This is a genomic window from Actinacidiphila yeochonensis CN732 (genome assembly GCF_000745345.1).
In the GTDB taxonomy this organism is placed as follows: domain Bacteria; phylum Actinomycetota; class Actinomycetes; order Streptomycetales; family Streptomycetaceae; genus Actinacidiphila; species Actinacidiphila yeochonensis.
Genome location: NZ_JQNR01000003.1, coordinates 1178866 through 1204523 on the forward strand (window position 1 = coordinate 1178866; position 25658 = coordinate 1204523).

Here is a 25658-nt window from a genome sequence, read left to right on the forward strand (position 1 = left end):
CAATTCGTCCCAAGAACCCGCAATCCGCGGCACCAAACGGCGGGTTTCACCCGCCGGGGTGTCACTCGTCGCAGTGACACCCCGGCTCGGGGTGGCACCCCTCCGGCGGCACCGCCGCCGCGCCGAACCCGCCACGCCGGACCCGCCACGCCGGACCCGCCACGCCGGACCCGCCGCGAAAGTCCGCCGCGCAACCCGCCGCTGACGCCCAGGGCGGCAGCCCGGAGCAGCGACGCCCCCGGACGAAGGCGGCCCGGGACAACGGCGCCCCGGGCCCACGCGCGCGAACCTCCGCCCCGGGCGGCCGCTTCGCACCCGGCCCGTCAGGCCGTCACGCCACGCGGCCGCCCCCGGCGGGCGGTCACTTCATCCGGGTCGCCCACTCCTGGACCTTCTTGATCCGCTCGTTCAGCTGCCCGGCGGTGGCCTCGGCGCTCGGCGGGCCGCCGCAGGCCCGGCGCAGCTCGTTGTGGACGACGCCGTGCGGCTTGCCGCTCTGGTGGTGGTAGGCGGCCACCAGGGTGTTCAGCTGCTTCCGCAGTTCGAGCAGCTGGCGGTGGCTGACCACGGGCCGCCGCTCGGCGGGCAGTTCGAGCAGGTCCGCCTCGTCGTCCGGCTTCTTGCGGCTGTGGGCGATCTGCCGGGCCTGGCGCCGCTGGAGCAGTATCTGCACCTGGTCGGGTTCCAGCAGCCCGGGGATGCCGAGGTAGTCCTGCTCCTCCTCGCTGCCGGGGTGGGCCTGCATGCCGAACTCGGCGCCGTCGTACAGCACCCGGTCGAAGACCGCGTCCGACTCCAGCGCCTCGAACGGCAGCATGTCGTCGCCGGTCTCCTCGTCCTGCTCCTTCTCCGCCTCCGCCAGGAGCTTGTCCTCCTCGGCGAACGGGTCCTCCTCGCCCTGCTTCTTCGGGCGGTCCAGCACGTGGTCGCGCTCGACCTCCATCTCCCCCGCGAACTCCAGCAGGTTGGGGATGGTCGGCAGGAAGACGGACGCGGTCTCGCCGCGCCGCCGGGACCGCACGAAGCGGCCCACGGCCTGGGCGAAGAACAGCGGCGTGGAGATCGTCGTGGCGTAGACGCCGACGGCCAGCCGCGGCACGTCGACGCCCTCGGAGACCATCCGGACGGCGACCATCCACCGGTCCTCCGAGGCGCTGAACTCCTCGATCCGCTTGGACGAGCCCGGGTCGTCGGAGAGCACCACCGTGGCCTTGGTGCCGGTGATCTCGCGGATCAGCTTCGCGTAGGCGCGGGCGGAGTCCTGGTCGGTGGCGATCACCAGGCCGCCCGCGTCCGGGATGCCCTTGCGGACCTCGCTCAGCCGGGTGTCGGCGGCCTTGAGGACGTTCGGAATCCACTCGCCGGTGGGAGCGAGCGCGGTCCGCCACGCCTGCCCGACCGCGTCCTTCGTCATCGGCTCGCCGAGCCGCGCGGACAGCTCGTCGCCGGCCCGGGTGCGCCAGCGCATCGTGCCCGAGTAGCTGAGGAAGATCACCGGGCGGACGACGCCGTCGGCGAGCGCGTTGCCGTAGCCGTACGTGTAGTCGGCGGAGGAGCGGCGGATGCCGTCGTTGCCCTCCTCGTAGACGACGAAGGGGATCGGGTTGGTGTCGGAGCGGAACGGGGTGCCGGTCAGGGCGAGCCGGCGGGTGGCCGGCTCGAACGCCTCCAGGCACGCCTCGCCCCAGGACTTGCTGTCGCCGGCGTGGTGGATCTCGTCCAGGATCACCAGGGTCTTGCGCTGCTCGCACCGGTTGCGGTGGAGCATGGGCCGCACGCCGACGCCCGCGTAGGTGACGGCCACGCCGTGGTACTCCCGGCCCACCGGGCCGGCGCTGTAGTCCGGGTCGAGCTTGATCCCTATCCGGGCCGCCGCGTCCGCCCACTGCGTCTTCAGGTGCTCGGTCGGCGCGACCACGGTGATCTGCTGCACCAGGTGGTTGTGGATCAGGTAGGACGCCAGGGAGAGCGCGAAGGTGGTCTTGCCCGCGCCCGGTGTCGCCACCGCCAGGAAGTCCCTGGGCTGCCGGGCCACGTACGCGTCGATGGCTCCCTGCTGCCATGCCCGCAGCTTGTTGGCGGTGCCCCAGGGGGCGCGGCCGGGGAAGGCGGGCGACAGGTGGTGGGAGGGGGATACGGGGGTAGTCACGGTCTCCATACGGGGTCGTCGCGGCAGCCGGCCGGGCGCGCGCCGGGCTCCTTCCTTCGGTACGAAAACCGCCTCAGCCTACCGGCCCGCCCACCCCCCTCCGGCCCCGACGCCCCACCCCGGACCGCGCTGCGACACACCTCACAGCGCGGCCCGGCGGGGTCCGGGACGGCCCGGGGCGGGGGCCGGTACGGTGCTGCCGGGCTCGTACGGCGCGGGGCTCCGGGGGTGGCGCGGCGCGCGTTCGCCGGGGGAACGGAAGGGGACATGGCGTGGCGGGAGAGTGGACCAGCACATCGGCTCCGTACGTGGCGCCCCGGCCCGGGGAGACCTGGGCCGAGGAGGCGGCCGCGCGGGGCCGCAAGGGCACGCAGCGGATCGTCGAGGCGGCGGAGGTGGCCGCGCCCGCCGAGGTGGCGGGGCCGCTGGGGCTCCCGGACGGCGCCACCGTGATCGTCCGGCGGCGGGTCATGTACCTCGACGAGCGGCCCTGTGAGCTGACCGACACCTACTACCCGGTGGAGGTCGCACGCGGCACCCCGCTGGCGGGGACGGCGAAGATCAAGGGCGGCGCCGTCGCCTACCTGGCCTCCCTCGGCCGGTCTCCCGCCCGGGTCCGCGAGGAGGTCTCGGCCCGTCTCGCGGACGCCGCCGAACGCGCCGCGCTGGGCCTGGCGCCGGGCGAGCCCGTGCTGTGCCTGGCCCGGGTGACGCTGGACGAGCGGGAGCGGCCCTTCCAGGTCGACCTGTCCGTCTTCCCGGCCGCGGGGCAGCGCCTGCGGTACGAGCTGCGGACGGAGTGAGCCCGGCGGCTCTCAGCCGGCGAACCGGGGCAGCGTCGCGGAGACACGGGGGATGTCCAGCTCGCCCTGGGCGACCGCGTAGACGAACGCCTCCGCCTCGTCCACGTCGAAGCCGGGGCGCAGCCGGTGGCCGTTGAGGTGGAGGAAGACCCAGGCCGCGTACCAGGCCAGGCGCTTGTTGCCGTCCACCATCGGGTGGTTGCGGACAAGCGACACCATGAGGGCCGCTGCCTTCTCCCAGACGCCGGGGTAGGCGTCCTGGCCGAAGACGGCGGCGCGCGGACGGGCGAGGGCCGACTCCAGCAGGCCGCGGTCGCGGACGTCGGGGCGGCCGAGCCGGGCGGCCAGGTCGAGCAGTTCGGCCGGCGCGAGGTGGTGCGGCGCGGGCGTCATGCCAGCCTGCGGTTCAGCTCGGCGCTGGCCCGGAGCACGTGGGCGGCGGCCTCCTCGAAGCGCCGGGAGCGCTCACCGACGGCCCGGAGGACGGCGTCACGGGCGATCGACTCCATGGGGCGGTCCTCCGCGTCGGCGTGCCGCCGCAGGGCGTCGAGTTCGTCGTGGGTGAGGGTCACGGTCAGTTCGGGCATGGGCCGACGGTAGTGTCCGCCGGCGTTCGGCCGCCCGCCATTTTCGCCGCCGTTCCCACTGCCGTTCCCACTGCCGTTCACGCCGCCTTTCCCGCCGCTGTCCCGGCCCCGCCGTGCGCGCGATCCGCGCGGCCGCCGGTGCCTCCTCGGCCCCCTTCCCCGCTCCGGCGCGACAGGCCGCCCGGCACCGGCCACTCGTCCGTCACGGCACGCGGGGCACGGTCTAAAGTTCGGGGCAGGGCTTCGCCCACTCACCTGGCGGGAGCGCGGGAAACGGGGGACACATGTCGGTGCCGTGGAACGGTCAGGGGCTGCCTCCCACCGCTGCGGGGCGGCTGGCCTCGGCTGAGCGGAGCGGGACGTGGACGTCGGCGCTCTCCACCGGGGAGTTCGCCGCGGTCCGCTCCGTGGGCTTCGAGCCGGTGGGCCAGGTGATGGGGTCGGCGGTCTTCCGCATCGGGCGCAGCGGCCGCTTCTGGGGCTACCACGACTGCCAGTTCCCGGGGGCCGCCCGGTACCGCTACAGCTTCGGCTCGACGAGCGGCGCCCCGGTCGCCCTGTCGGGGAACGGCGCCCCGTCCCAGCAGCTGGTCGGCGTCTTCGACCAGGCCCGGCGCACCGCGCTGGGGCGCATGACCGCCGAGTGCCGGGCCCTCGGCGGTGACGGAGTCGTGGCCGCCGAGCTGACCATGGCCCCGTTCACCGGGCAGGTGAACTGCCTGGAGTTCAAGGTGATCGGCACGGCGGTGCGGGCTCGGGGCACCGAGCGCGCCGTACAGCCGTTCACCTCGCACCTGGACGGCGAGGGCTTCGCGAAGCTGCTCGGCTCCGGATGGGTGCCGGTCGAGCTGCTGGTGGGCATGTCCATCGGGGTGCGGCACGACGACTACCGGACCACGTCGCAGACGTACTCGTGGTCCAACGTGGAGGTGACCGGGTGGACCGATCTGGTCAGCGAGGTGCGCTCCGACGCGCGGCGGCAGCTCCGGGCGCAGAGTGCCGGGCGGGGCGGCGACGGGATCATCATGGCCGACAGCCGGCTGCGGGTGTGGGCGGAGAGCTGCATCCAGTCCGGCAACTCCGAGCAGGAGGACCACGTCGCGGAGGCGACGATGGTCGGCACCACCGTCGCGCGGTTCCGGCTGCGGAAGCCGCCGCCGCGGACGCTGTCCGTGATGCCGCTGGGCGACCGCGGGGCCAGGTTGCGCAAGCGGTTGGCGGCCGTGGAGTCCAGCCCCTACGGGGACCGCATGGAGTACCGGCGGCTGGTCGAGGAGATCAGCGAGTTGAACGAGTGACGGCCCTCCCGGACCGCCCCCGCGCCGGCCGGCGCGGGATGGCGCTCCCGACGACCGATCCGAACCGACCGCACGGTGGACGAGGGGTACTGACATGACGAACGAACAGCCGAGTGCCGAGGGCGTTCCCGCGGACGCGATGCGCCGGTTGTCGGAGCTGGAGCCCGGCCGCGCGGGGTCGATCTTCACCAGCGACCTGTCGGTGAACGAGTTCCTCCTCGTCCGCGAGGCGGGCTTCAAGCCGATCGGCCTGGTGCTCGGCAGCTCGATCTACCACGTCGGCATCCAGCTCGGCCGCTGGGGCAAGAACCAGGAGCTGGACACGCTGAGCCAGGCGATGTACCACGCCCGGGAACTGGCCATGACCCGGATGGAGGCGGAGGCCGCGCAGTTGGGCGCCGACGGCATCGTCGGGGTCCGGCTGACGGTGGAGGCGCGGGAGTTCGGCAAGGACGTCGCGGAGTTCATCGCGATCGGTACCGCCGTCAAGGCCGACAACCCGCCCCCCGGCGGCGGCACCTGGCGCAACAACAAGGGCCAGCCCTTCACCTCGGACCTTTCCGGGCAGGACTTCTGGACGCTGATCCGGGCCGGCTACGCGCCGCTCGGCATGGTCATGGGCACCTGCGTCTACCACATCGCGCACCAGCGGATAGGCGCGGTGATGTCGAACATGGGCCGCAACGTCGAGATCGAGCAGTTCACGCAGGCGCTGTACGACGCCCGCGAGCTGGCCATGGCCCGGATGCAGGCGGAGGCGGAGGCGCTCCAAGCGGAGGGCGTCGTCGGGGTGCAGCTCAACGCGCACAACCACCGGTGGGGCGGGCACACCACGGAGTTCTTCTCGATCGGCACGGCGGTCCGGCCGCTGCGGCCGGACCACGAGATCGAACGGCCCACCATGGTGCTCAGCCTCGACGGCTGACAGGCTCGGCAGATCTCGGCAGATCTCGGCGGGCCTCGGCGGGCCTCGGCGGGCCTCAATGGCCGGCGGGCTCGGCGCCCGGCAGGCGACGACACAACGATCAGGCATGGGGAAGACGATGAGCGAGCACGATCCGCTCCCGGAACGGGCGCGGGAGTCGGGCGCCGAACCGGCGCGGGACGCGGACGCGAAGGCGGAGACGGAGGCGGCTCCGGGCGCGTCGATCGACTTGGTGGCCGCCGCGCTGCGCCGGGACGCGGCGGACCTGGAGGTCTACGCCCGGGTGCTGACCGAGTCGCTGGCGGACGCCCTGCCGCCCGGCTCGGTGGCGTTGGAGCGCAGGCGCACCATGAGCGACCGGCTCGCGGGGCGCGCCGGCCGGGTGGAGAGGCTTGAGGTCACCCTGGACGACCGGCGGCTGATCCTGACCCTGGCGCAGGGACGGCCGCAGGGCGAGGTGGCCACCGTGGTACGCGGTGTGGTGCTGTCCCGGACGCCGGTGCCGCTGGACGCCTGGGCGACCGAACTGGCCACGGCGGTCGGGCGGCGGGCCGAGTCCGACGCCCGCGCCCGGGCCGCCCTGGAGAAGCTGCTGCTGGACGGCTGAGTCACGTCCGCCGGGCGCGCAGGCGGGGCGCGAGCGCGGCGCCGGTGAGGGCGATGGCGGCGGCCGGGAGGAAGACCGCGGCGAAGGCGCCCGGGTGGGCGGCCGAGGCGGCGGTGGCCGTGGTGGAGCCGCCGCCCAGCGCGGTGAAGACGGTGCCGCCCGCGGCGATCAGCAGGACGTTGGACAGGGCGTCGCTGACCTGGAGCGCGGCGGAGTTGGTGCCGGCCTCCTCGGGCGGCGACAGCCGCAGCATCAGCACGCTCAGCGCGGAGATCGCCAGCCCCATGCCGAGGCCGCCCACGCACCAGGCGGCGGCCACCAGCCACGGCGGCACGGCGTCCAGCAGCGCCAGCGGCACGGCGGCTATCGCCGTGGTGGTGAGGACCAGCCCGACCCGCACCAGCCGCTCGCGGGCGGGCGCGAACCGCGGCCGGGCCTGCAGCCAGGACCCGGCCGCCCAGGTCAGGCCGCCACCGGCGAGGGAGAGCCCGGCGAGCGTCGGGGACAGGCCGCGCTGGGTGACGAGCATCAGCGGCACGAAGCTCTCGGCCACGATGAACGAGCCGGCGGCGATGCCCCGCAGCAGGATCAGCGTGGGCAGCCCGCGCACGGCCCGGAACGTGCCGCGCGGCAGCAGCCGCAGCGCCGACGGCACCAGCAGCGCGGCGCCCGCCAGCGCCGGCACCGCCGACAGCGGCCTCAGGTCCTGGCCCGCGTACTGGAGCAGCGCCGCGCCGACGCTCAGCGCGGCGGCCTGTCCGATACGGCGGCGGTCCATCCGGGGCCGTTCGGCCGCCGGCTCGTGCGGGCCGCCCGCGGCGGCGCGGCGCAGCGCGGGCAGCATCACCGCCAGCGGCAGCACCACCAGGACCGGGATGGAGAGGAACACCCAGCGCCAGCCGAGGTGTTCGGAGACGGTCCCGGAGACCACCGGCCCGACCAGGGAGGGCACCACCCAGGACGCGGAGAACGCCGCCATCACCGCGGGCCGCAGGTGCTCGGGGTAGGCGCGGCCGACCACCACGTACAGCGCCACGATCACCAGGCCGCCGCCGAGGCCCTGCACGGCCCGGCCCAGGACGAAGACCGGCATGGACGCGGCGGTCCCGCTGAGGACCAAGCCGCCCGCGAAGCCGGCGATCCCGGCGGAGAGCGGCGCCAGCGGGCCGGACCGGTCGCACCACTGGCCGCTGACCACCATGGCCAGCAGCGAGGTGGTGAAGTACGCGGAGAACGCGAACGCGTAGAGCCCGAGCCCGTGCAGGTCGCGCGCGGCCACGGGCATCGCGGTGCTGACGGCGGTCGCCTCGAACGCGATCATGAGGACGACGGACACGATGCCGAAGGTGAGTGCCCGGTAGGCGTGGCCGAGGACTCCCCCGCCGTCCTCCGCGCCCCCGGGCCCGGCCCGGCGTTCCCCGTCCCGCGTGTCGGAAATCGTCATCCGGCAAGCGTAAGGGGCGAACCGGGCCGTGGCCCCTGGCCGGAGCCCGGTCGGCGGTGGTCCGCTGGTCCTACTCCGCACGTCCGGGGTGCGCGGGGCGGCGTCCGGGGCGGGGGGAGGCCGCACCGTGCGCGGGCGTCCGCGGGAGGCCACCGGCGGTCGGAAGCGGACGGACGGGAGGGAACGGGGGGACGGGGCATCCATGCCCACGCGAGGAGGCCCGGGCGCGGGTGCCCGGGCGCGGGTGCCCTTTTGTGAACGGAGCATGGCGGTCCTGTTGCCCACCGTGGCTTCCCGCCCGGACCCGTTGACCCGCCGGCCCGCACACGGCATCGTCGTCCGTGCGAGAACAGCACGGCCGCGTGCCCGAGTGGCTTAGGGACTCGTCTGCAAAGCGAGATACACCGGTTCGAATCCGGTCGCGGCCTCCAGACAACCTGCGACGATCCTCGTCGGCCTCGTCCGCCTCGTCGGCCTTCAGCTGGCTCCGGACCTCCACGCCCAGCGCTGCCCGGAGCTGACCGCCGCCCCGCCAGCCCGCCGCCCCGCCGCCTCAGCGGAGCTGGACCACCGCGACGACCGCGGCCACCACGGCGAGCAGGACGACGACGGCCGCGGTGATCTTCACCCCGCTGTAGGGGCGCTTGCCGACCACCTCGCCGGTACGGGCGTTCAGCATGACCTGCCAGGGCTTGCCGGCGTGCAGGTAGGTGAGGAACCAGACGGGGAGCAGCAGGAGTTTGAAGGTGACCTGGTCGTACTGGGTGGCGACGGAGTGGACGCGCTGCTCGTCGCCGCCGATGTCCTGGCGGCAGTCGGCTTCGATGGCCACGGCCATCCGCTGCTTCGCGGTCTCCAGCCCGTCCTCGGGCTCCACGTCGTAGCGGACGGTCTGGAACCCGGCCAGGTACTCGGGCTGGAAGGGGCGGGCCTCGTCCAGCGGCCAGGGGGTGAGCTTGTCGAGGCGCTTGGTGTCCACGTGGACGGTGCCGGCGACCAGGACGTCGTCGAAGTCCCGGGCGACCGTGCCGGAGACGTTGTACCAGCGGGTGTGCCGCACCTGCACCTCCTCGCCGTCCCGCGTCTCGGTCGTGTAGTAGTGCTCGCCGCGCGCGCCCCGGTACGACGAGACGGTGGCGGAGTCGTACGTCCAGTGCGGCAGGTAGCTGCCCTTGAACGTCTCGGCCTCGGTGACCTTCTTCAGGCTGGAGGGCGCGAACCAGCGCGAGGAGGTCCACTCGCGCAGCCGCTCGCGGGCCGCGGCGCGGTCGAGTCCGAACGGGACGACCCCCTCGGGTACCACCCGCTCGGTCAGTTCGGGGTCGGCGACCAGCGCCGTGGCGCAGAACTGGCAGCGGGCGGAGAGGTCGTCGGTCTCGGTGCGGGCACCGCAGCCGGGGCAGACGAAGGCGCGGGCGGCGCCGAGGACGGCCGCGCGCGGCTTGTCCGGGAGCGTCAGCAGCTCCGCTATCGGGTGCTCGCGGACCTCGCGGGCCACCGCCGCCACGGCCTGCTCGTGGCCGCAGTACGGGCACTTGAGCGTGCTCGTACCCGGCTTGAACTCCACGCTGGCGCCGCATGCCTCGCAGGGGTACGACTGCCCGGCGACCAGGTGGCCGCTCTCCGGCCCCGCCGTGCCCGCTGCCTCCGACGCCGTCAGCTCGTCGCCGCTCATCCCCTGCTCCCCACCCTCGTGTCCGTGCCTGCCCTCGCCTGGCCTGCCCTGCCCTGGCTTTGCCGTGTCCGGTCTCGCCTTGCCGTACCGCCCGGTCTGTGCCGGGCCCGCTCCCGGTCCCCGCTCAGCCCTGCGGCGGAAGCGGCGGAAGGGGCGGCGGCACCGCGCCGAACAGGCCGCCCAGCTCGGGCACCTGGCCCGCCGCCAGCCAGCCGGCCAGGCCGTCCTTCCACACCAGCGTCTCGCGGGTGAGGGCGCCGGTGCCGACCTGCTGGGCGAGCGCGGCCAGGTCGTACGGCCCCTGCTGGACGCCGCCCGCGCCGGTGAACCACTGCGCCTGCTGCGGCAGCGGCGGCGGTACGGCGGCGGCCGGGGCGGGGGCCGCTTGGGGCTGGAACTGCTGCTGGCCCGGCTGTGGGAACTGCTGCTGGACGGGCTGCTGGAACTGCTGCGGCTGCGGGGCCAGGCTCGCGGCGATCCGCTGCCCCATGGCCATGCCGACGCCGAGGCCGACGCCCTCACCCCCGCCGCCGGGGTTGCGGGCCGCGTCACCGATCGCGTTGGCCGCCTGGAAGCGCGTGTACTGGTCGAGGTCGCCGGCGATGCCCATCCGCGAGCGGGCGTCGATGGCCTGCTCGACCTCCGGCGGCAGCGAGATGTTCTCGATCACGAACCGGGGCAGGACGATGCCGACCGGCTCCAGCTCCTTGCTGAGCGCGGCGGCCAGCTGCGTGCCCAGCGCGTCCTGCCGGGTGGCGAGGTCGAGCATCGGCACCCCGGAGGTCGCCAGCGCCGTCGCGAGCTTGCCGACGACCATCTGCCGCAGGTACTCCTGCACCTCCTCGGTGCGGAACTGCGGGTCGGTGCCGGCCAGTTCGCGCAGCAGCGCGGCCGGGTCGACGACCTTCGCGGCGAACGCGCCGAAGGCCCGCAGCCGGACCATGCCGAACTCCGGGTCCCGGACGATGACCGGGTTGGCCGTCCCCCACTTCATGTCGGTGAACTGCCGGGTGGTGACGAAGTAGACCTCGGCCTTGAACGGCGAGTCGAAGCCGTACTTCCAGCCCTTGAGGGTGGACAGCAGCGGCATGTTCTGCGTCTGGAGGGTGTAGGTGCCGGGCGTGAACACGTCCGCGATCTGGCCCTCGTTGACGAACACCGCCGTCTGGGACTCGCGGACGACGAGCTTGGCGCCCATCTTGATCTCGTTGTCGTGGCGCGGGAACCGCCACACGATGGTGTCGCGGCTGTCGTCCGTCCACTCGACGATGTCGACGAACTCGCCGCGGATCGCGTCGAAGAGTCCCACGTCCCCCGTCCTTCCCGCGCGCCACGGCCGGCGCGCGCTCCTTGCCGTCCTCGTCCCGCCCCGGCGCTCGGAACGCCTGGACCAGCGCACTCTACCGCCGCGCGCGCCACCGCCCATGACGCCGACGCCACCCGGGCCGGTTCCCCGCCCGCTCCCCGGAGGACTCCGCCCGGTTCCCCGCCCGCTCCCCGGAGGACTCCGCCCGGTTCCCCGCCCGCGTCCGGGAAGTGGCCCACGAAAGCCGGTCCCGAGTGGGCCACCCGCGCGCGCGGAACGGGCCGTAGCGTCGGGGTATGACGCAACGCGGCACGTACTCGAAACAGGCGCCGGACATGTTCCAGGCGATGCGGGACTTCAGCAGGGCCGCCGCCCAGGGGCTGGACCCGACAGTGGCGGAGCTGGTGAAGATCCGCGCCTCGCAGCTCAACAAGTGTGCCTTCTGCCTGGACATGCACGTCCGCGACGCCCGCAAGGCCGGGGAGGCCGACGAGCGGCTCTTCCTGCTGGACGCCTGGCAGGAGACCGACGGCGTCTACACCGCCAGGGAGCGGGCGGCGCTGGGCCTCACCGAGGCGATGACGCTGCTCACCGGGGGCCCTGCGGGCAGCTTCGTGCCCGACGCGGTGTGGCAGGAGGCGGCCGGGCACTTCGACGAGGACGAACTCGCCCGCCTGGTGGGCACGATCACCGCCATCAACGCCTGGAACCGGCTCAACGTCGCCTACCGCGTCGCGCCCGGCAGGCTCGTGTGAGCCGGGGGGCGGCGCTGCGCGCGCTGCACCACGGGCGGGCGGCGGGCGACCCGCTGGTGCTGCCGGGGCCGTGGGACGCCGCCAGCGCCCGGGTCTTCGCCGAGGCGGGCTTCCCGGCGCTGGCCACGCCGAGCGAGGGCGTCTCCGCGGCCCTCGGGTACGCCGACGGGCAGCACACGCCCGTGGAGGAGATGTTCGCTGCGGTGGCCCGCGTCGTCCGCGCCGTGGACGTACCGGTGACCGCCGACGTCGAGGCGGGCTACGGGCTGCCGGCGAAGGAGCTGGCCGAGCGGCTGCTGGAGATCGGCGCCGCCGGCTGCAACCTGGAGGACTCCGACCCGGCGACGCGGCGGCTGCGCGACCCCGGCGAGCAGGCCGACTACCTGGCGGCGGTGCGGGAGGCGGCCGGCGACGCGCTGGTCGTCAACGCGCGGATCGACACCTTCCTGCGCGGCGACCGGACCCTCGCCGCCGCCGTGGCACGCGGCCGCCGCTACGCCGAGGCCGGCGCGGACTGCCTGTACCCGATCACGGCACCGCCCGAACTGCTCGCCGACCTCGCCGAGGCCACCGGCCTGCCCGTCAACGCCCTGTGCAGGCCGGGCGGCCCGTCCCCCCGCGAGCTGGGCGGCTTCGGCGCCACCCGGGTCACCTTCGGCGGCGGCCTGCACCACCAGGCCCTGGACGCGGTACGGGAGATGGCCCGCGGCCTGCTGGCGTAGCGCGGCGGGATCAGGTCGGGCGCGCGCTGCCACGCGGCCCCTCGGCAGCGCGCGCCCGGCCCGTCAGGCGGTGGGTCTCCTCGGCGCGGCCCCAGGACAGCGTGACGCCCGCTCCCCCGTGCCCGTAGTTGTGGACGATCAGCGTGCCGTCCTCCCGCCGCGCCGCCTCCGCGCGGACCGCGGATCGGGTCGGTCGGACGCCGATCCGGTGCTCCAGGACCCGGACCTGGGCGAGGCGGGGTTCCACCTCGGCGCAGCGGGCGATCTGCTCGGCGATCACGCGCACCGAAGCACCGGCCTCGGCCAGGGAAGCGACGGCCTTTCGCGCCTCCGTCCGCCTTCTGCTGGGCACGCCCCGAAGCGTGCGAGTTCGCGGGTTCCCGTGCGCGGTGTGGCGTGAACCCGAGCGAGGGCCCCGCTCTGGTGTCGACGAGCGCGCGGGTTCCGGCTCGCGCTCGGCCGACTCACCTGATGATCTGGGGAGTCCTCGCCCCGCGGCTGGCCCGCGATCGGGACGACGCTTCGTTCACGGGGTGGCCTTCGTGGGCGGCGTCCAGCCGTCTTCCGCGCGGATGGCCGTGGTGATACGTCGACTGATATCGCGCAATTGCCGCGTCTGGGCTGTGGTCAGGGAATCGAAGACCAGCCGGTTGACGGTGGCCATGTGCCCGGGGGTTGCTTGCTCCACTTTGCGCTCGCCGGCGTCGGTGAGGGTGGCGAGGGTGAAGCGACCGTCGGTCGGGTCGGGTGCCCGGCGGATCCAGTCCTTCGCCTCAAGGCGGGCCACCGCGCGCGAGAGGCGGGACAGGGAGCTGTTGGAGTAGCCGGCCAGGGTGCTCATCCGCAGGGTGCGGTCATCAGCGTTGGCGAGCGCGAACATCACGCCGTATTCGAAGTGCGTGAGTGCGGCGTCCCGCTGCAACTGCGCGTCAAGGGCGGTCGGTAGCCATTCCAGGACGGTGGCCAGGGCCGACCAGGTTTCGAGGTCGTCGCCGCTGAGTCGTGACATGGCCCCACCCTATCCCTCATGACTTGACCAGGAAAGTCAGCCCGGTATATTTTCACTTGCCCAGGAAAGTCAAGGAAGCCGGTTCGGCATCACAGGAACGAGTGGATTCATGGACCTGCGGCTGAAAGACAAGACCGCCTTCGTCAGCGGTTCGACCCAAGGCATCGGCTTCGCCGTCGCGCGTGCACTGCTCGGCGAGGGCGCCGCAGTGGTTGTCAACGGACGCAGCGAGACCGGCGTCCAGGACGCCGTGAGACGGCTCCGTGCCGACGTCCCGGACGCGGATGTCTCCGGACTGGTTGCCGACTTCGCCGATCCCGCTCAGGTCCAGGACCTGCTGGGATCACTGGGCGATCTCGACATCCTCGTCAACAACGTCGGCCTCTTCGGCCTTGACCGCTTCGAGGATGTCTCCGACGACGAGTGGCAGCGCTACTTCGACGTCAATGTCATGAGCGGTGTCCGACTCTCGCGCCACGTCCTGTCGGGCATGGTCGACAGGAACTGGGGCCGCATCATCTTCATCAGCAGCGAATCGGGCGTGAACATCCCCGCCGACATGGTGCACTACGGGGTGACGAAGGCAGCGATGCTCGCCCTCGGCAACGGTCTCTCCAAGCTCACACGCGGCACTGCGGTCACCGTCAACACGATCCTCGGCGGACCCACCTACTCGGACGGCGTCGCGGACGCGGTCGCCGGCATCGCCCAGGCCCGAAACGTACCGGCCGACGAGATGAAGGCCGCGATCATCGGCGCCAACCAGACCACGCTCCTGCAACGCTTCATCGAACCGTCCGAGATCGCGCAGCTCGCGCTCTACCTGGCCAGTCCGTTGTCGGCAGCCACCAACGGTGCCGCGGTTCGAGCCGACGGGGGTGTTCTGACGGCAATGGTCTAGCCGGCCCGTTCTCTTTGGATCACCCCGGCTCGCCGCCGCCGAGGCGGAACCGCTCGCCGACCTCGCCGAAAGCGACGCCCACCAGCTGCGCACCCTGCTCGCCCGCGTTGCGCGGACCGCGCACAGCTCATCGGCCACCCCCGCGGAATCCGACTGCTGATCCACCCGCCACAGTGGCGCCCCCGGCCCCGCCCGGGGGGTCAGGTCTGCGGCTTGACCACCGCGGCCTGGGGGCGGATGGGCAGCCGGCTGACGGGGCGGCCGGTCGCGGCGCGCACCGCCGCGGCCACCGCCGCGGGCGAGGTGACGACCGGCACCGCCGAGACCGCCTTCGCGCCGAAGGGGGCGACGACGTCACGCTCCTCGACCAGTTTGACGACGCGCACCTCGGGGGCGTCCAGGGCGGTGGGCAGCGGGTAGCCGGTGAGGTTGGGCCGCTTGACGACGCCGTGGGAGCTGCGCAGGTCCTCCATCAGGGCCAGCCCGACGCCCTGCGTCACCCCGGCCTCGATGCGGGCCTCGACCTGCGCCGGGTTGAGCACCCGGCCGACGTCCTGGGCGACCGCCATCTCCACCACGCGGACCGCGCCGAGTTCGATGTCGACGTCGACCACCGCGCGCACCGCGCAGAACGCGAGGCCGACGAACGCGTCGCCCTGGCCGTTCTCGTCGAGCCGGTCGGTGGGGTGCGGGCGGCACTGCGCGGTCGCCCACAGCTCCTTGCCGTCCAGCGTCTCGTCGACGGTGGTGGACAGCACCCCGTCGTAGGAGGTGATCTTGCCGTCGGCGATGGACAGCAGCTCCACCGACATGCCGAACTGCGCGGCCAGCGGCTGGAGGAGCTGGGTGCGCACCATCTTCGCGGCGCGCTCCACCGCCCCGCCCGACACCCACGTGTGGCGGCCGCGCGCGGACGGTCCGGCCGGCGGCTGGTCGGTGTCGGACGGCAGCACCCGTACGTCCTGCACGCCCAGCACCTCCTGGACGATCTGCCGGGCGAGCGTGGTGAAGCCCTGCCCGGCCTCGACCGCCGCGCAGAGCACGGTGGCCCGCCCGTCGTGGACGCGGACGGTCGCGGTGGACACCTCGTCGGTGCCCTCGGCGCCCAGGACGTGCACCATGCCGAGCGCGTAGCCGACGCCACGGCGCACCGCGCCCGGCTCGCCCGCGCCGGCGGTACCGCCGGGCAGCAGCCACTGCGACTCGTCGTCGCCGTCCGGCAGCGGCGGCAGGTCCGCGTCGCGCACCGCCTTGAGCAGCTCGCCGACGGGTGCTGGGCAGGTGACGGTCTGCCCGGTGGGCAGCAGGTCGCCGGTGGCCAGGACGTTGCGCATCCGCACCTCGGCCGGGTCCAGGCCCAGCTTGGCGGCGAGCTTGTCCATCTGGCCCTCGTACGCGGCGCACACCTGGAGGGCGCCCTCGCCGCGGACGTGGCCGGAGGGCGGGTTGTTGGTGCGCACCGCCCAGCCCTCCACGAAGGCGTGCGGCACGACGTAGGGGCCGGCGGCGAAGGCGACGGCGGCGGCCAGCGCGTCGGAGGAGGCGTCGGAGTAGGCGCCGGCGTCCAGCAGGATCTGCGCCTCGACCTTGACCAGCCGTCCCTCGGCGTCGGCGTGGTGCCGGTAGCGCAGCAGCGTGGGGTGGCGGTGGGCGTGGCCGAGGAAGGACTCCTCGCGGGTGGCGACGAACTTCACCGGGCAGCCGGTGCGCAACGCCAGCAGGCCGAGCGGGAGTTGCACGCCCGGGTCCTCCCGGTCGGCCATCGCGCCGGGCACCCCGGTGACGACCACCCGCACCCGGTCCGGCTCCAGGCCGAAGCAGGCGGCGGCGACGTCCCGGTCGGCGTGCGGGTCGGTGGAGGCGGTGTAGAGCTCGACGCCGCCGTCCGGGCGGGGCACGGCCAGGCCCGCCTCGGCGCCGATCGGCGCCGGGTCCTGGCGGCCCACCCGGTACAGGCCCTCCACCACGACCTCGCCGACCGCGTCCGGGTCGCCGAAGCGCAGCGGGATGTGGCGGATGAGGTTGCCGTCGGGGTGCAGCGGCGCGGCGGCGAACGCCTTCTCCGGGTCGGTGACCGGCTCCAGCACCTCGTACTCGACGAGGATGGCGGCGGCGGCCAGCCGCGCGGTGTCGGGGTGGTCGGCGGCGACGGCGGCGACCGGCTCACCGTGGTGGCGCACCACCTCGGAGGCGAACACCGGCCGGTCGGCGACCCCCCGGCCGTGCATGGCGTCGCCGGGCACGTCCTCGTGGGTGACCACGGCGCGCACGCCGGGCATGGCGACGGCCTCGGAGGTGTCGATGCGGACGATGCGGGCGCTGGGGTGCGGGGAGCGCAGTACCGCCGCCCACAGCAGCCCCTCGGCCCACAGGTCGGCGGCGTACGGGTAGGTGCCCTGCGTCTTGGCGGGCGCGTCGTCGGACGGCAGGGAGGCGCCGATGCCGAACGGGGCGCCGTCGTCGGCGAGGGCGTCGGCGGCCGCAGGACCTTCGATGATGCTCACGCGGCTCCTCCCGTGGACGGTGCGGCGGTTGCTGGGTGTGCGGGCGGTACGGCGCCGCCCGGGGCGGTGCGCGCGGGCGGTGCGAGGGGCGGGCGGGCGGTCACGCGCCCGCTCCGGGGGTGCCGGGGGTGCCGGGGCCGCCCTGGTGGGGAAGCTGGTGCGGGACGCGGCCCGGCTCGTCCCCCGGTTGGGCGGCGCCGGCCCCGTCGTCGGCCTCACGCTCGGCGACGACGGTGCGGACGGCCTCGATCACACCGCGGTAGCCGGAGCAGCGGCACAGGTTGCCGCTGAGGGCGCTGCGGATGTCGAGGTCGGTGGGCCGGTGGTTGCCCTCCAGCAGGTCGTGCACGGTCATGGCCATGCCGGGGATGCAGAAGCCGCACTGGACGGCGCCGCACTCGGCCAGCGCCCGCTGCACGTCCGAGGGGCGGCCGTCGGCGGCCAGGCCCTCGACGGTGCGGACCTCGCTGCCGGCCGCCGTCGCCGCCGGCACCAGGCAGGAGGCGACCAGCCGGCCGTCGACCTGGACCGAGCAGGCGCCGCACTCGCCCTGCTCGCAGCCGTCCTTGGCGCCGGCCAGGCCGAGGCGTTCGCGCAGCACGTAGAGCAGGGACTCGCCGAGCCAGGCGTCGGTGACCGGCCGCTCGGTGCCGTTGACGCGCAGCATGTACGAGGCGAGCGGGTGCTCGCTGCGGGTCTCGGGAACGGGCGCGGGGTCGGCGTCCGGGGCCGGCTCCGGGTCGGACGCGGTGCCGTCGGCGGCGGCCTCCGGGAGGGCGCCGGCGAAGGCGTCCTCGGGAAGCTCGGGAAGCCCGTGGAGCCCGGGAGGTTCCGGAAGCGCGCCGTCCGAAGGGGCGTCCTCGGCCTGGCCGTCCTCGCGGGAACGGTCCTCGGCGAGCCCCTCCTCGGGCAGTTCCTGCTCCTGCTCCCGTTCCTGCCGCGGGGCGGCCGCGTCCTCGACGTCGTGCCGCGGAGCCTCCGGGCCGGGCCCGTCGGCCGCCTGCTCCGGCGACGGCGACGGGGCGGGGGCCGGGTGCGTGCGCGCGACCGGGTGCGGGTCCAGGTTCAGCTCCGGCGCCGCGGCGTACGGGTCGCCCTCGGACCCGGACGGCGGGAGGTGGCCCTCCGGCCCGCCCTCGTACTCCGCCGCGGCGGGGGCGTCCGGCACGGGCTCGCCGGCTTCCGCGCCGGGCGCGTCCACCGGGTGGCCCGCGGCCTCCCGGGCGGTCGGCTCGGACGCCGGCGCCTCGGAGGGGGCGGTCCCTGCCGTGTGGGAGGCGGGGGCGGGTCCGTCGGGGTCGTCGACCACGCCGGACCAGGCGCCGTCAGCGGCCGGCGGTGCGGCGGGCAGCCAGGGGTCGACGGCGCCGCCGCCGTAGGGCTCGGCCGGCTCGTAGCCGGCGAGCGGGCCTCGGGGGGCGTCCGGTTCGGCTCCCGTTCCGGCTCCGGCGCCCGTTCCGGCATAGCTCTGCCAGGGGTCGACGGCGGGAAGGCCGGTGTCCGGGAGGTCGGCGTCGGGGAAGTCCGCGTCGGAGAAGTCGGCGGGGAGGTAGCCCGCGTAGTCGCCGGCGGGCTCATAGGGCGCGGACGGGCTCCAGCCGCCGGCCCCGACGTTCCCGGGGAAGTCCGCCGGGCCGGGGTGGGCGGGCGGTTCGGCGTCGCCGGGGCCCGCGGCGCCGTGCGCGGCGGCGGCCTCGGCCGCGCGGGCCTCGGCGGCACGGGCCTGGGCGGCCTGCGCGGCGGCGGCGCCCTGGCCGAAGAGGCCGGCCGGCCGGGACGGGCGGCCGGGGGCCGGCGGGGGCACGTCGTCCCACGGCTGGGCGAAGGCGCCGACGCTGTACTCGCCGGAGTCGTTCTCGGCGTCGTCCCGGATGACGGGGATGGTCCACGAGGTGGCGGGGTCGTTCCCGGGGGCCGCCCCCGCGGCCGGGTCGGCGCCGTAACCGCCTTGCGGGTCACGCGGGTTCGGGCCGCCGGGGTGCCCCTGGCCGCCGGGGTCCCGCGGGCCGCGCCGGCCGGCGTCCTCGTGCGGGTGGCCGCCGGCGGGGCGCTGCTGGCCGTAGACGGGGGTGCCGCCGGGCGCGCCGTAGTAGGGCGCCTGGTAGCCGGCGTAGTCGGGCAGGTCCAGGGGCTGGTAGCCGTCGCCGGCCGGGCCGTGGGCGCCGAGCGGGTCCTCGCCGGGGCGCGGCTCGGGCGGCAGTTGGGCGGCGAAGGAGACGTGCATGGTCTGGTCGGGGTCGTAGTCCGCGCCGCCTGGCACGGGCTGCCACGCGCCCGCGTTGCCGTGCCCCGCCTGGGGGTGCCGCTCCGGCTCGTGGCCGCGCTCGTTGGGGTGCCGGTCGGTCATGCCAGGGCCCTCCCGAGCGCTCGGCGGGACAGTGCGGCCACCGTACGCCGCAGCTGGACGGCGGCGGGCGGCAGTTCGACGCCGGGCTGGTCCGGGATGCACGCGGCGGCCACGTACTCCCCGAAGGCGGTGCACGCCTCGGGGGCGAGGCTGCGCTCGCCGTCCCAGTCGATCAGGCCGGCCACCCACTGCTCGGCCTCCAGCGGGCGCAGCGGCACGGGTGCGACCGCGCCGACCGCGCACCGCACCTGGCGCCGCGCCGGGTCGACGACCAGGGCCACGGAGGCGGTCGCGCGGCCGGGGCCGGTGCGGCCGGTGGCCTTCAGGAACGTCTGCGGGGCGTGCAGCAGCGGGATGCGGACGAAGGCCAGCAACTCGCCCGGGCGGAGCGGGTCGAGGCCGGTGAGCAGGTGGCTGACGGGCAGTTCGCGGTCGCCCTCCGGCCCGGCCAGCACCACCCCGGCCTCCAGCGCGGCCAGCACCGGCAGGGCGTCGCCGGTGGGCGCGGCGGTGACGATGTTGCCGCCGAGGGTGCCGGCGTTGCGGATCTGCGGCGGCCCGGCGGAGCGGGCGGCGGCGGCCAGCGCGGGGATGAGCGCGGCGAAGTCGGGGCGGCCCATGCGGGCGTGGGTGAGGCCGGCGCCGAGCAGGGCGGCGCCGTCGGCGTAGTGCCAGCCGCGGATCTCGCTGATCCGGCCGAGGCCCACCAGCGCGGCGGGGCGCAGCAGCCCGGAGTTGACGGCGGCCATGAGGTCGGTTCCGCCGGCCACGGGCACGGCACTGGGCATGGCGGCCAGCGCCTCCACCGCCTCGTCGAGCGAGGACGGCAGTGTGACGTTCGCCGCCGCCTGCCGTGCGTAGGTGCTCACGCAGCTGCCCCTTCCCAGCCCACCGCCGTCGCGCGGTAGCCGTACCGTACGTGCTGACAGCCCGGACGTGGCAACTCTGGCACATCTTCCCCCGCGGTCGGCGCGAGGGTCCGCGAAGTACCGATCCGCACCGCGGGGGGGAGATCGTACGGCCGTGCGGCGATCGACCGCTGTGCCGGGAACGCCGCGGTTCGGACCGTACCGGGATGATTGGTACCGAGCCGGCTCCGGCCCCCGGCGCGGTGGGGGCGCGCGGGGCGTACGGAGGCGGCCGGGAGCAGACGGCGGCAGGCGGGGACGGACGGGGCCGGGGCTGCGGGCGGACGGGGGGTCAGCGCTCGGGCGGCGGGCCCTGCAACGGGCGGCCGAGGACGCCCGGGCGGCGCTGCCACGGCCGCGGGCCGCCGGGCGGGCGGTACTCCACGCCGAGGGCGTCCAGCCGGCCGTAGTGGGCGCGCATCCGGGTCTCGAAGCCGGCCCAGTCCCGGTCCTCCGGGGCGGGCAGCGCGGACCACGCGACCTCGGCGAACGCGGACAGCCGCGGGAACGCCATGTAGTCCAGGGCCCGCACCGAGTCCATCGTCTCGGTCCAGATGTTGGCCTGGACGCCGACGACGTGCGCCGCCTCGGCCTCGGTCAGCTCCGGCGGAACCGGCTCGAAGCGGTAGACGTCCTCCAGGGTGCGCACGTGCTTGACGGGTATCGGCTCGTCAGGCGCGTCCGACTGGCGCCAGTCGAGGTAGACCCGGGTCTCCGGGCACATCACCACGTCGTGGCCGGCGCGGGCGGCGGCCACCCCGCCGGCGTAGCCGCGCCAGGACGACACGACGGCGCCCCCGGTCAGGCCGTAGCCGCCGCGGGTGCCGGGTGCGCCGTCGGCGCGCGGGCCGCCCTCCGGGACGGTGCGCGGCCCGCTCTCCAGGATCTCGTCCCAGCCGACGAGGCGGCGGCCCCGGTCGGCGAGCCAGCAGTCGAAGTGGCGGACGATCGCCGACTGGAGCTCCTCCTCGCCGGCCAGGCCCAGTTCGCGGACGCGGGCCTGCGCGGTGGGCGAGGCGCGCCACTGGTCCTTGGGGCACTCGTCGCCGCCGACGTGCACGTACGGGGACGGGAACAGCTCCAGCACCTCCTCGAAGACGCCCTCGTAGAAGCGCAGCACCTCCTCGGTGGGGGCGAGCACGTTCGGGTTGACGCCCCAGTGGTCGAGGACGCCGAGCGCGGCGGTGTCCACGACGTCCGCGTTGCCGAGGTGCGGGTAGGCGGCGATGGCGGCCTGGGAGTGGCCGGGGATGTCGATCTCGGGGACGACGGTGATGTGCCGGTCGGCGGCGTAGGCGACGATCTCGCGGATGTCGTCCTGGGTGTAGAAGCCGCCGTGCGGGCGCTCGTCCCACAGCGGGGACTCGCGCAGGCCCACCTTGGACCGCTTCCGCCAGGAGCCGACCTCGGTCAGCCGGGGGTGGCGGCGGATCTCGATCCGCCAGCCCTGGTCGTCGGAGAGGTGCAGATGCAGCACGTTCAGCTTGTGGGCGGCCATCAGGTCCAGGTAGCGCAGCACACCGTCCTTGGGCAGGAAGTGCCGGCACACGTCCAGCAGCAGGCCGCGCCAGCGGAAGCGGGGCGCGTCGGAGAGGTGGCAGGCGGGCACCCGCCACTCGCGCTCCCGCACCGGTGCGCGGCGGAACGCGTCCGGCCCGAGCAGTTGGCGCAGGGTCTGCGCGCCCCAGAACACCCCGGCCGGCCCGCCGCCCGTCACGCGGACCCCGGAGGCCGGGTCCACGGTGAGGCGGTAGCCCTCCGGGCCGCCCGGGACGGTCGGGTCGAGGGCCAGCCGCACGGTGCCGCCCGGCGAACCCGTGCCGGGCGGCAGCGGCAGGCCGGTGGCCGCGCCCAGCGTCGAGCGCAGCCAGCGCGCCGCGCCGGCGGTGCCGGGGCCTTCGTGCAGCACGGTCGCGTGGTTCAGCGTGAACGCGCGGCTGTCGTCCGCGGAGTAGGTGGCCGTGTGACGCGGGGTGGGGATGAGGTCCATGGGGCAATCCTGCACCGCCGACACCCATTGGCATAGACCAATGCGCGAAGGGGTCCCGGACCGGCGGGAAGACCGCTACGCGGTGAGTCCGGCCCGCTTCGCCATCTCCATCAGCTCGGGCTTGGAGCGCTGGTGGAGTATGAAGAGAACGCGCAGCACCTCGCGGCTCATGGGGTGGATCTCCGACATCTGCGGCGCCACCTTGAACGCGGCTTTCAACGCCTCCTCCGCCCCCGCCAGATCCTTGGTGGCCAGCCGGGCCCTTGCCACGTCGATGCAGAGCCGGCCGACGCGGTTGGGCTTGAGGCCGGGAGGGGGCGTTTCGATGAGCGGGGCCGACATCTCGGCCGCCTTGTCGGGCTTGCCCAGTTCGACGTGGGCGGCGAGTTCGTACAGGGCCGTGTTCCCGGCCCCGAAGGTGAGGTTGTGCTGGAGCACGTCCCCGGAAAGCTGCTCGGCCAGCGCCCAGGCCTTGTTCAGGTGGTTCCGGGTCGCCTTGTGGTCCTTGTTCCGGGACGCCAGGACCACGCCGCGCAGGTGCAGCGAGCCCAGGTGCACGACCTTCTCCGGGCCGGTGGAGCAGCCCGCCTCGTACTTCGTGATCGCCCGCTCCACGATGGCCAGGCCGTCCTCGTACTGGCCCGCGCTCTGGTAGGTCCCGGCCTCGTTCCAGGCGGCCGCCGCCTCCGCCTGCGGGTTCCACGTCTGCTGTGCGGCCCAGAACTGCCGTGCGACGATCATCTCCGCGAGATCGGGCTCCCCGAACCGGTGCGCGACGGCGTAGGCGCAGCCGTACACGTCGGCGACGTTGCCCCAGGCGGTCGGGTCGCCGTCCGAGGCCAGCGCGCTGGCGGTGGCGCGGCCCAGCAGTCCCGGCAGCACCCGCAGCAGCTCCAGGTAGCGGGTGTCCGCCCGCAGGACCGCCGCGTGCCGGAGATCCCTGAGCAGGTCGGCGGGGTCCGGCTGGTCCTCCTTGGGGAGGGTGTGCCGACGGACCGCGCTGCGGAGGTCGTTGAGCCGGTCCGACTGCTCCGACGGCCCCATGAACGGCTGTCCGTAGATCCGGGCCGTGGTGACGTGCAGCGCCTGCGCGATGGAGGCGACCACAGGGGGCGTGGCGGGCCTGAGGCCCACTTCGATCTTGCTCAGGTAGGAAAGGGAGATACCGGCCTCGCGGGCCAGTTTGGCCTGGCCCATCCCTCGCGTCTTGCGCAGGACGCCGATGTTCTCACCGGCCGCCGGAGTGCTTTCCATGGCGTCACTCTCCCATGCCGAATCCTGGGCCCATATCAACAGAAGCCCGGCTCAACGTCGTTGTGCAAGGAATGTGCTAACTGATCATGGCGCACGGGAGTTGAGTGGTTACCGGAAATGAACCGCTTCGAGTGAGGGAGGGCCGGCGCGACCGTCGCACCGGCCAAGGCCGACCCGGCCTGCGGGCCGTCGGCGGTTCCCCCGGTCCGGGAACGTGCCGAAGCCGCCCCCTCCGTGCGGAGCCTCCACCGTCGGGAGCACGGGCCCGGGCCCGGCCGCTTCCGGCGGCGAAGCACTCGAAGGGCACCCCGACGGGCACCCGGCGAGCGCTCCAAGGGCACTCGAAGGGCGTCCCACGGGACCCGGGTTGACGCGGCACTCCGGCCACGTCGAACCGGCCGCGTGGCTCACCCGCCGAGGGCCGTACGGACAGGATTGCGAGGAGGTGGGTTGAAGGTGAGCGCTGAAACCACGACGACTCAGGCCGAACCATCGAGGCCGGAACCCGTACCCGTCGAGGGCTGCCGGATCTGCCGGGCGGCGGGCAACGCGCGGGAGGCCGCGCGGAGCTGGGGCAACACCCGGAACGTCGGCACGTACGACGAGATGATCCGGCAGCATCCCCACCGCCGCGCCACGGACCGGACGGCGGTCCCCGGTGAGTAGCCGGCCGTGGCCGCGACGCACGGGAGGGAGCGGCCGGTGATGCTGCACCCGATCTTCGAAGCCGAGGTGATCGCGCGTTCCGTACGGCGCTGGGTCGTCGAGCCCCGCTCGGTCGGACCGGCGCGGCACGCCCTCCGGGAGAACATGCTGGTCTGGGGCCTCGCCGAGACGGCGGACGTCGCCGAACTGGTGCTCTCCGAGCTGTTCACCAACGCGCTCCGGCACGCGACGGTCCCGTCGGACATACTGATCGAGACGCACTTCGAGCACCTGCCGGACGGCATCCGCATCCAGGTCCACGACGCCGGGTCCGCCGCCCCGGTCCCCCGCGAGGTTCCCGACGACGCCGAAGGCGGCCGCGGCCTGTCCCTCGTGGACGCCCTCACCGGTGGCCGCTGGGGCGTCTCCAGCCGCGACGGCGCCGGGAAGGCCGTCTGGGCCGTGATCCCCTCCGCGGCCCCCTCCGCCGGAAACGGCTGAGCCCCGTGTCCCCCACCACAGCGACGACCGCGACGACGACCACGACCCGCGTGGCCGGGGTGGGCACCAGGCCGCCTGCGCGGCCCGCGTGGGCCACGTGGGTTACGCGACCTACGTGGCCTACGTGGCCTACGTGGAGAAGAGTTCGCGCCGCCGCAGGGCGTGGAAGCGGGAGACGAGGACCGCGCCGGTGAGCCAGCCGCCGACCGTCCAGACGAAGTGGGCGACCGCCGCGGCCGCCCACAGCCCGCTCACCGCCGCCCCGCGGACCGCGAGCGCCAGCGTGCCGCCGGCCAGCAGGCCGACCACGGTGAGCTGGGTCCGGACGAAACCCCCGTAACGGAGGATGCGCCGCGCGTACATGCCGCCGTACCACCACGGCACGGCGAGGACGAGCGCGCTGACGCCGGTCAGCCCGGCCACCGCCAGCAGGGTCGCGGCCCAGGCCGGCACCGGGTGGCCCTGCCAGGCCCGGTCGGCGACCAGGCCGGTGGTGACCAGGGCCGGCAGCGGCATCAGCAGGGCGGTGCGGACGGCGGCGATCCGCCACAGCCAGGGATCGCCGACCAGCTCGGTGCGGACGGTCGCCCGGATACCGGTGATCCGGGCGAGCGCGCTGACACCCGTGCGCCGGGCGCCGGTCCGCGCCGCCATCACGACCAGCACGACCGCGACGGCCAGGCCGACCCCGGCGGCCAGCAGCCCCCACGTGTCGCCGGTACCGACCCGGTAGAGCTGCACGGCGGCGAACAGCGCCAGCCCCACGCCCCCGAAGAGCGCCCCGCCGCGCGGGGCGACCAGCTGGCCCGGCGCGGCCCCCAGCGCCAGCGCCCGCCGCGCCGCGGCCCGGTGCTCGGCGCGGCTGCGCCTCGGTATGCGTCCGAGGAAGCCGCGCTCGGCCCACAGCGACCGGGCGAGCGCCACGTGCGCCTCCACCTCGTGGGGGGCCATGGCCGCCGCCCGGCGGGCCGCGGCCACCGCGTCGGCGGGGCGCCCCAGCCGCCGGTAGACGTCCGAGAGCAGCACCTTGGGCTCCCACCCGTCGGGGTCGGTGCCCGAGGCGCGCAGTGCCGCCGTCAACGCGGCGTGCGGCTCGTCCATCGCCAGAAGGACGACGCCGGCCAGCACGAAGACGTCGGCGGCCTCGGCGGGGCCGGCTATGGCCAGCGCCCAGTCGACCGCGTCCCGCGCGTCGGCGGGACGCTGCTCCTGCGCGAGCACCCAGGCACGCAGCAGGTACCCCGCGCTGCCGTTGCGCTCCACGAAGGCGTCGTCGACCACGGCGTGGGCCTCCGCGAAGCGGCCCTGGCTGACCAGGGCGTGCACGC

22 protein-coding genes, 1 tRNA gene and 1 pseudogene are annotated in these 25658 nt (G+C 74.9%); 10 read left to right on the plus strand and 14 right to left on the minus strand.

Annotated features, from left to right (window positions below; genetic code table 11):
* Positions 1-361: 361 nt before the first annotated feature.
* The gene (locus BS72_RS06500) at positions 362-2158 is read right to left on the minus strand and encodes a DEAD/DEAH box helicase (protein WP_037907111.1); all 1797 of its coding nucleotides are present in this window, start codon (positions 2156-2158) and stop codon (positions 362-364) included.
* A 263-nt stretch (positions 2159-2421) separates the two neighbouring features.
* Here BS72_RS06500 and BS72_RS06505 point away from each other — a divergent pair, with 263 nt between their 5' ends.
* The gene (locus BS72_RS06505) at positions 2422-2952 is read left to right on the plus strand and encodes a GntR family transcriptional regulator (protein WP_037907115.1); all 531 of its coding nucleotides are present in this window, start codon (positions 2422-2424) and stop codon (positions 2950-2952) included.
* A gap of 12 nt (positions 2953-2964) precedes the next feature.
* On the opposite strand, the gene BS72_RS06510 is transcribed toward BS72_RS06505, so the two are convergent.
* Positions 2965-3345: a type II toxin-antitoxin system death-on-curing family toxin gene (locus tag BS72_RS06510; RefSeq protein ID WP_037907117.1), complete on the minus strand. Its 381-nt coding sequence runs from the start codon at positions 3343-3345 to the stop codon at positions 2965-2967.
* Positions 3342-3539, minus strand: a complete 198-nt coding sequence (locus BS72_RS06515) for a hypothetical protein (protein WP_037907123.1) — start codon at positions 3537-3539, stop codon at positions 3342-3344. The genes BS72_RS06510 and BS72_RS06515 overlap by 4 nt, the downstream gene beginning before the upstream one ends.
* Positions 3540-3823: 284 nt before the next feature.
* On the opposite strand from BS72_RS06515, the gene BS72_RS06520 reads away from it, so the two are divergent.
* The 3 genes from BS72_RS06520 to BS72_RS06530 all read left to right on the plus strand — a co-directional run bounded on the left by BS72_RS06520 (position 3824) and on the right by BS72_RS06530 (position 6369).
* Positions 3824-4837, plus strand: coding sequence for a heavy metal-binding domain-containing protein (locus tag BS72_RS06520; protein WP_051950713.1), 1014 nt, complete (start codon positions 3824-3826; stop codon positions 4835-4837).
* Positions 4838-4931: 94 nt separating this feature from the next.
* Positions 4932-5762, plus strand: coding sequence for a heavy metal-binding domain-containing protein (locus BS72_RS06525; protein WP_107498672.1), 831 nt, complete (start codon positions 4932-4934; stop codon positions 5760-5762).
* 118 nt (positions 5763-5880) lie between these two features.
* Positions 5881-6369 carry a hypothetical protein gene (locus BS72_RS06530; protein ID WP_051950763.1) on the plus strand — a complete coding sequence of 163 codons (489 nt, stop codon included), beginning with the start codon at positions 5881-5883 and terminating at the stop codon, positions 6367-6369.
* Between the two features lies 1 nt (position 6370).
* On the opposite strand, the gene BS72_RS06535 is transcribed toward BS72_RS06530, so the two are convergent.
* Positions 6371-7813, minus strand: coding sequence for an MFS transporter (locus BS72_RS06535; RefSeq protein ID WP_037907125.1), 1443 nt, complete (start codon positions 7811-7813; stop codon positions 6371-6373).
* 356 nt (positions 7814-8169) lie between these two features.
* Here BS72_RS06535 and BS72_RS06540 point away from each other — a divergent pair.
* Positions 8170-8244, plus strand: a tRNA-Cys gene (locus tag BS72_RS06540).
* A 122-nt stretch (positions 8245-8366) separates the two neighbouring features.
* Here BS72_RS06540 and BS72_RS06545 read toward each other — a convergent pair.
* The gene (locus BS72_RS06545; protein WP_232792229.1) at positions 8367-9488 is read right to left on the minus strand and encodes a hypothetical protein; all 1122 of its coding nucleotides are present in this window, start codon (positions 9486-9488) and stop codon (positions 8367-8369) included.
* A gap of 124 nt (positions 9489-9612) precedes the next feature.
* Entirely contained in the window at positions 9613-10797 is a 1185-nt protein-coding gene (locus tag BS72_RS06550) for an SPFH domain-containing protein (protein WP_037907127.1), read from the minus strand.
* A 293-nt stretch (positions 10798-11090) separates the two neighbouring features.
* Between BS72_RS06550 and BS72_RS06555 the strand changes: the two genes are divergently transcribed.
* Both BS72_RS06555 and BS72_RS06560 read left to right on the plus strand, forming a co-directional pair.
* Positions 11091-11549, plus strand: a complete 459-nt coding sequence (locus BS72_RS06555; protein ID WP_037907130.1) for a carboxymuconolactone decarboxylase family protein — start codon at positions 11091-11093, stop codon at positions 11547-11549.
* Positions 11546-12271: an isocitrate lyase/PEP mutase family protein gene (locus BS72_RS06560; protein ID WP_037907131.1), complete on the plus strand. Its 726-nt coding sequence runs from the start codon at positions 11546-11548 to the stop codon at positions 12269-12271. Before BS72_RS06555 ends, BS72_RS06560 begins: the two co-directional genes overlap by 4 nt.
* Before the next feature lie 10 nt (positions 12272-12281).
* On the opposite strand, the pseudogene BS72_RS06565 reads toward BS72_RS06560, so the two are convergent.
* Positions 12282-12536, minus strand: a pseudogene (locus tag BS72_RS06565) (hypothetical protein); the annotation flags it as partial.
* Between the two features lie 261 nt (positions 12537-12797).
* Positions 12798-13280, minus strand: coding sequence for a MarR family winged helix-turn-helix transcriptional regulator (locus tag BS72_RS06570; RefSeq protein WP_037907135.1), 483 nt, complete (start codon positions 13278-13280; stop codon positions 12798-12800).
* Between the two features lie 109 nt (positions 13281-13389).
* On the opposite strand from BS72_RS06570, the gene BS72_RS06575 reads away from it, so the two are divergent.
* The gene (locus BS72_RS06575) at positions 13390-14181 is read left to right on the plus strand and encodes an SDR family NAD(P)-dependent oxidoreductase (RefSeq protein ID WP_037907137.1); all 792 of its coding nucleotides are present in this window, start codon (positions 13390-13392) and stop codon (positions 14179-14181) included.
* Positions 14182-14381: 200 nt separating this feature from the next.
* Here the strand turns inward: BS72_RS06575 and BS72_RS06580 are convergent, their stop codons facing one another.
* The 5 genes from BS72_RS06580 to BS72_RS06600 form a co-directional block, all read right to left on the minus strand.
* A complete protein-coding gene (locus BS72_RS06580; RefSeq protein ID WP_232792256.1) occupies positions 14382-16679 on the minus strand; it encodes a xanthine dehydrogenase family protein molybdopterin-binding subunit in 2298 nt (765 codons plus the stop codon).
* Between the two features lie 106 nt (positions 16680-16785).
* Positions 16786-19032 (minus strand): (2Fe-2S)-binding protein, encoded by a 2247-nt coding sequence (locus BS72_RS37075; protein WP_051950714.1) that lies wholly within the window; start codon positions 19030-19032, stop codon positions 16786-16788.
* Entirely contained in the window at positions 19029-19901 is an 873-nt protein-coding gene (locus tag BS72_RS06590) for an FAD binding domain-containing protein (RefSeq protein ID WP_037907139.1), read from the minus strand. The genes BS72_RS37075 and BS72_RS06590 overlap by 4 nt, the downstream gene beginning before the upstream one ends.
* Positions 19902-20232: 331 nt before the next feature.
* A complete protein-coding gene (locus BS72_RS06595) occupies positions 20233-21930 on the minus strand; it encodes a beta-N-acetylhexosaminidase (RefSeq protein WP_037907141.1) in 1698 nt (565 codons plus the stop codon).
* Between the two features lie 75 nt (positions 21931-22005).
* Positions 22006-23184: a helix-turn-helix domain-containing protein gene (locus tag BS72_RS06600; protein ID WP_037907143.1), complete on the minus strand. Its 1179-nt coding sequence runs from the start codon at positions 23182-23184 to the stop codon at positions 22006-22008.
* A 456-nt stretch (positions 23185-23640) separates the two neighbouring features.
* On the opposite strand from BS72_RS06600, the gene BS72_RS06605 reads away from it, so the two are divergent.
* Together BS72_RS06605 and BS72_RS06610 are read left to right on the plus strand one after the other, a co-directional pair.
* A complete protein-coding gene (locus BS72_RS06605) occupies positions 23641-23850 on the plus strand; it encodes a hypothetical protein (protein ID WP_157856156.1) in 210 nt (69 codons plus the stop codon).
* 39 nt (positions 23851-23889) lie between these two features.
* Entirely contained in the window at positions 23890-24330 is a 441-nt protein-coding gene (locus BS72_RS06610; protein ID WP_078901106.1) for an ATP-binding protein, read from the plus strand.
* 129 nt (positions 24331-24459) lie between these two features.
* On the opposite strand, the gene BS72_RS06615 is transcribed toward BS72_RS06610, so the two are convergent.
* Positions 24460-25656 (minus strand): tetratricopeptide repeat protein, encoded by a 1197-nt coding sequence (locus tag BS72_RS06615; protein ID WP_037907145.1) that lies wholly within the window; start codon positions 25654-25656, stop codon positions 24460-24462.
* Positions 25657-25658 lie beyond the last annotated feature (2 nt).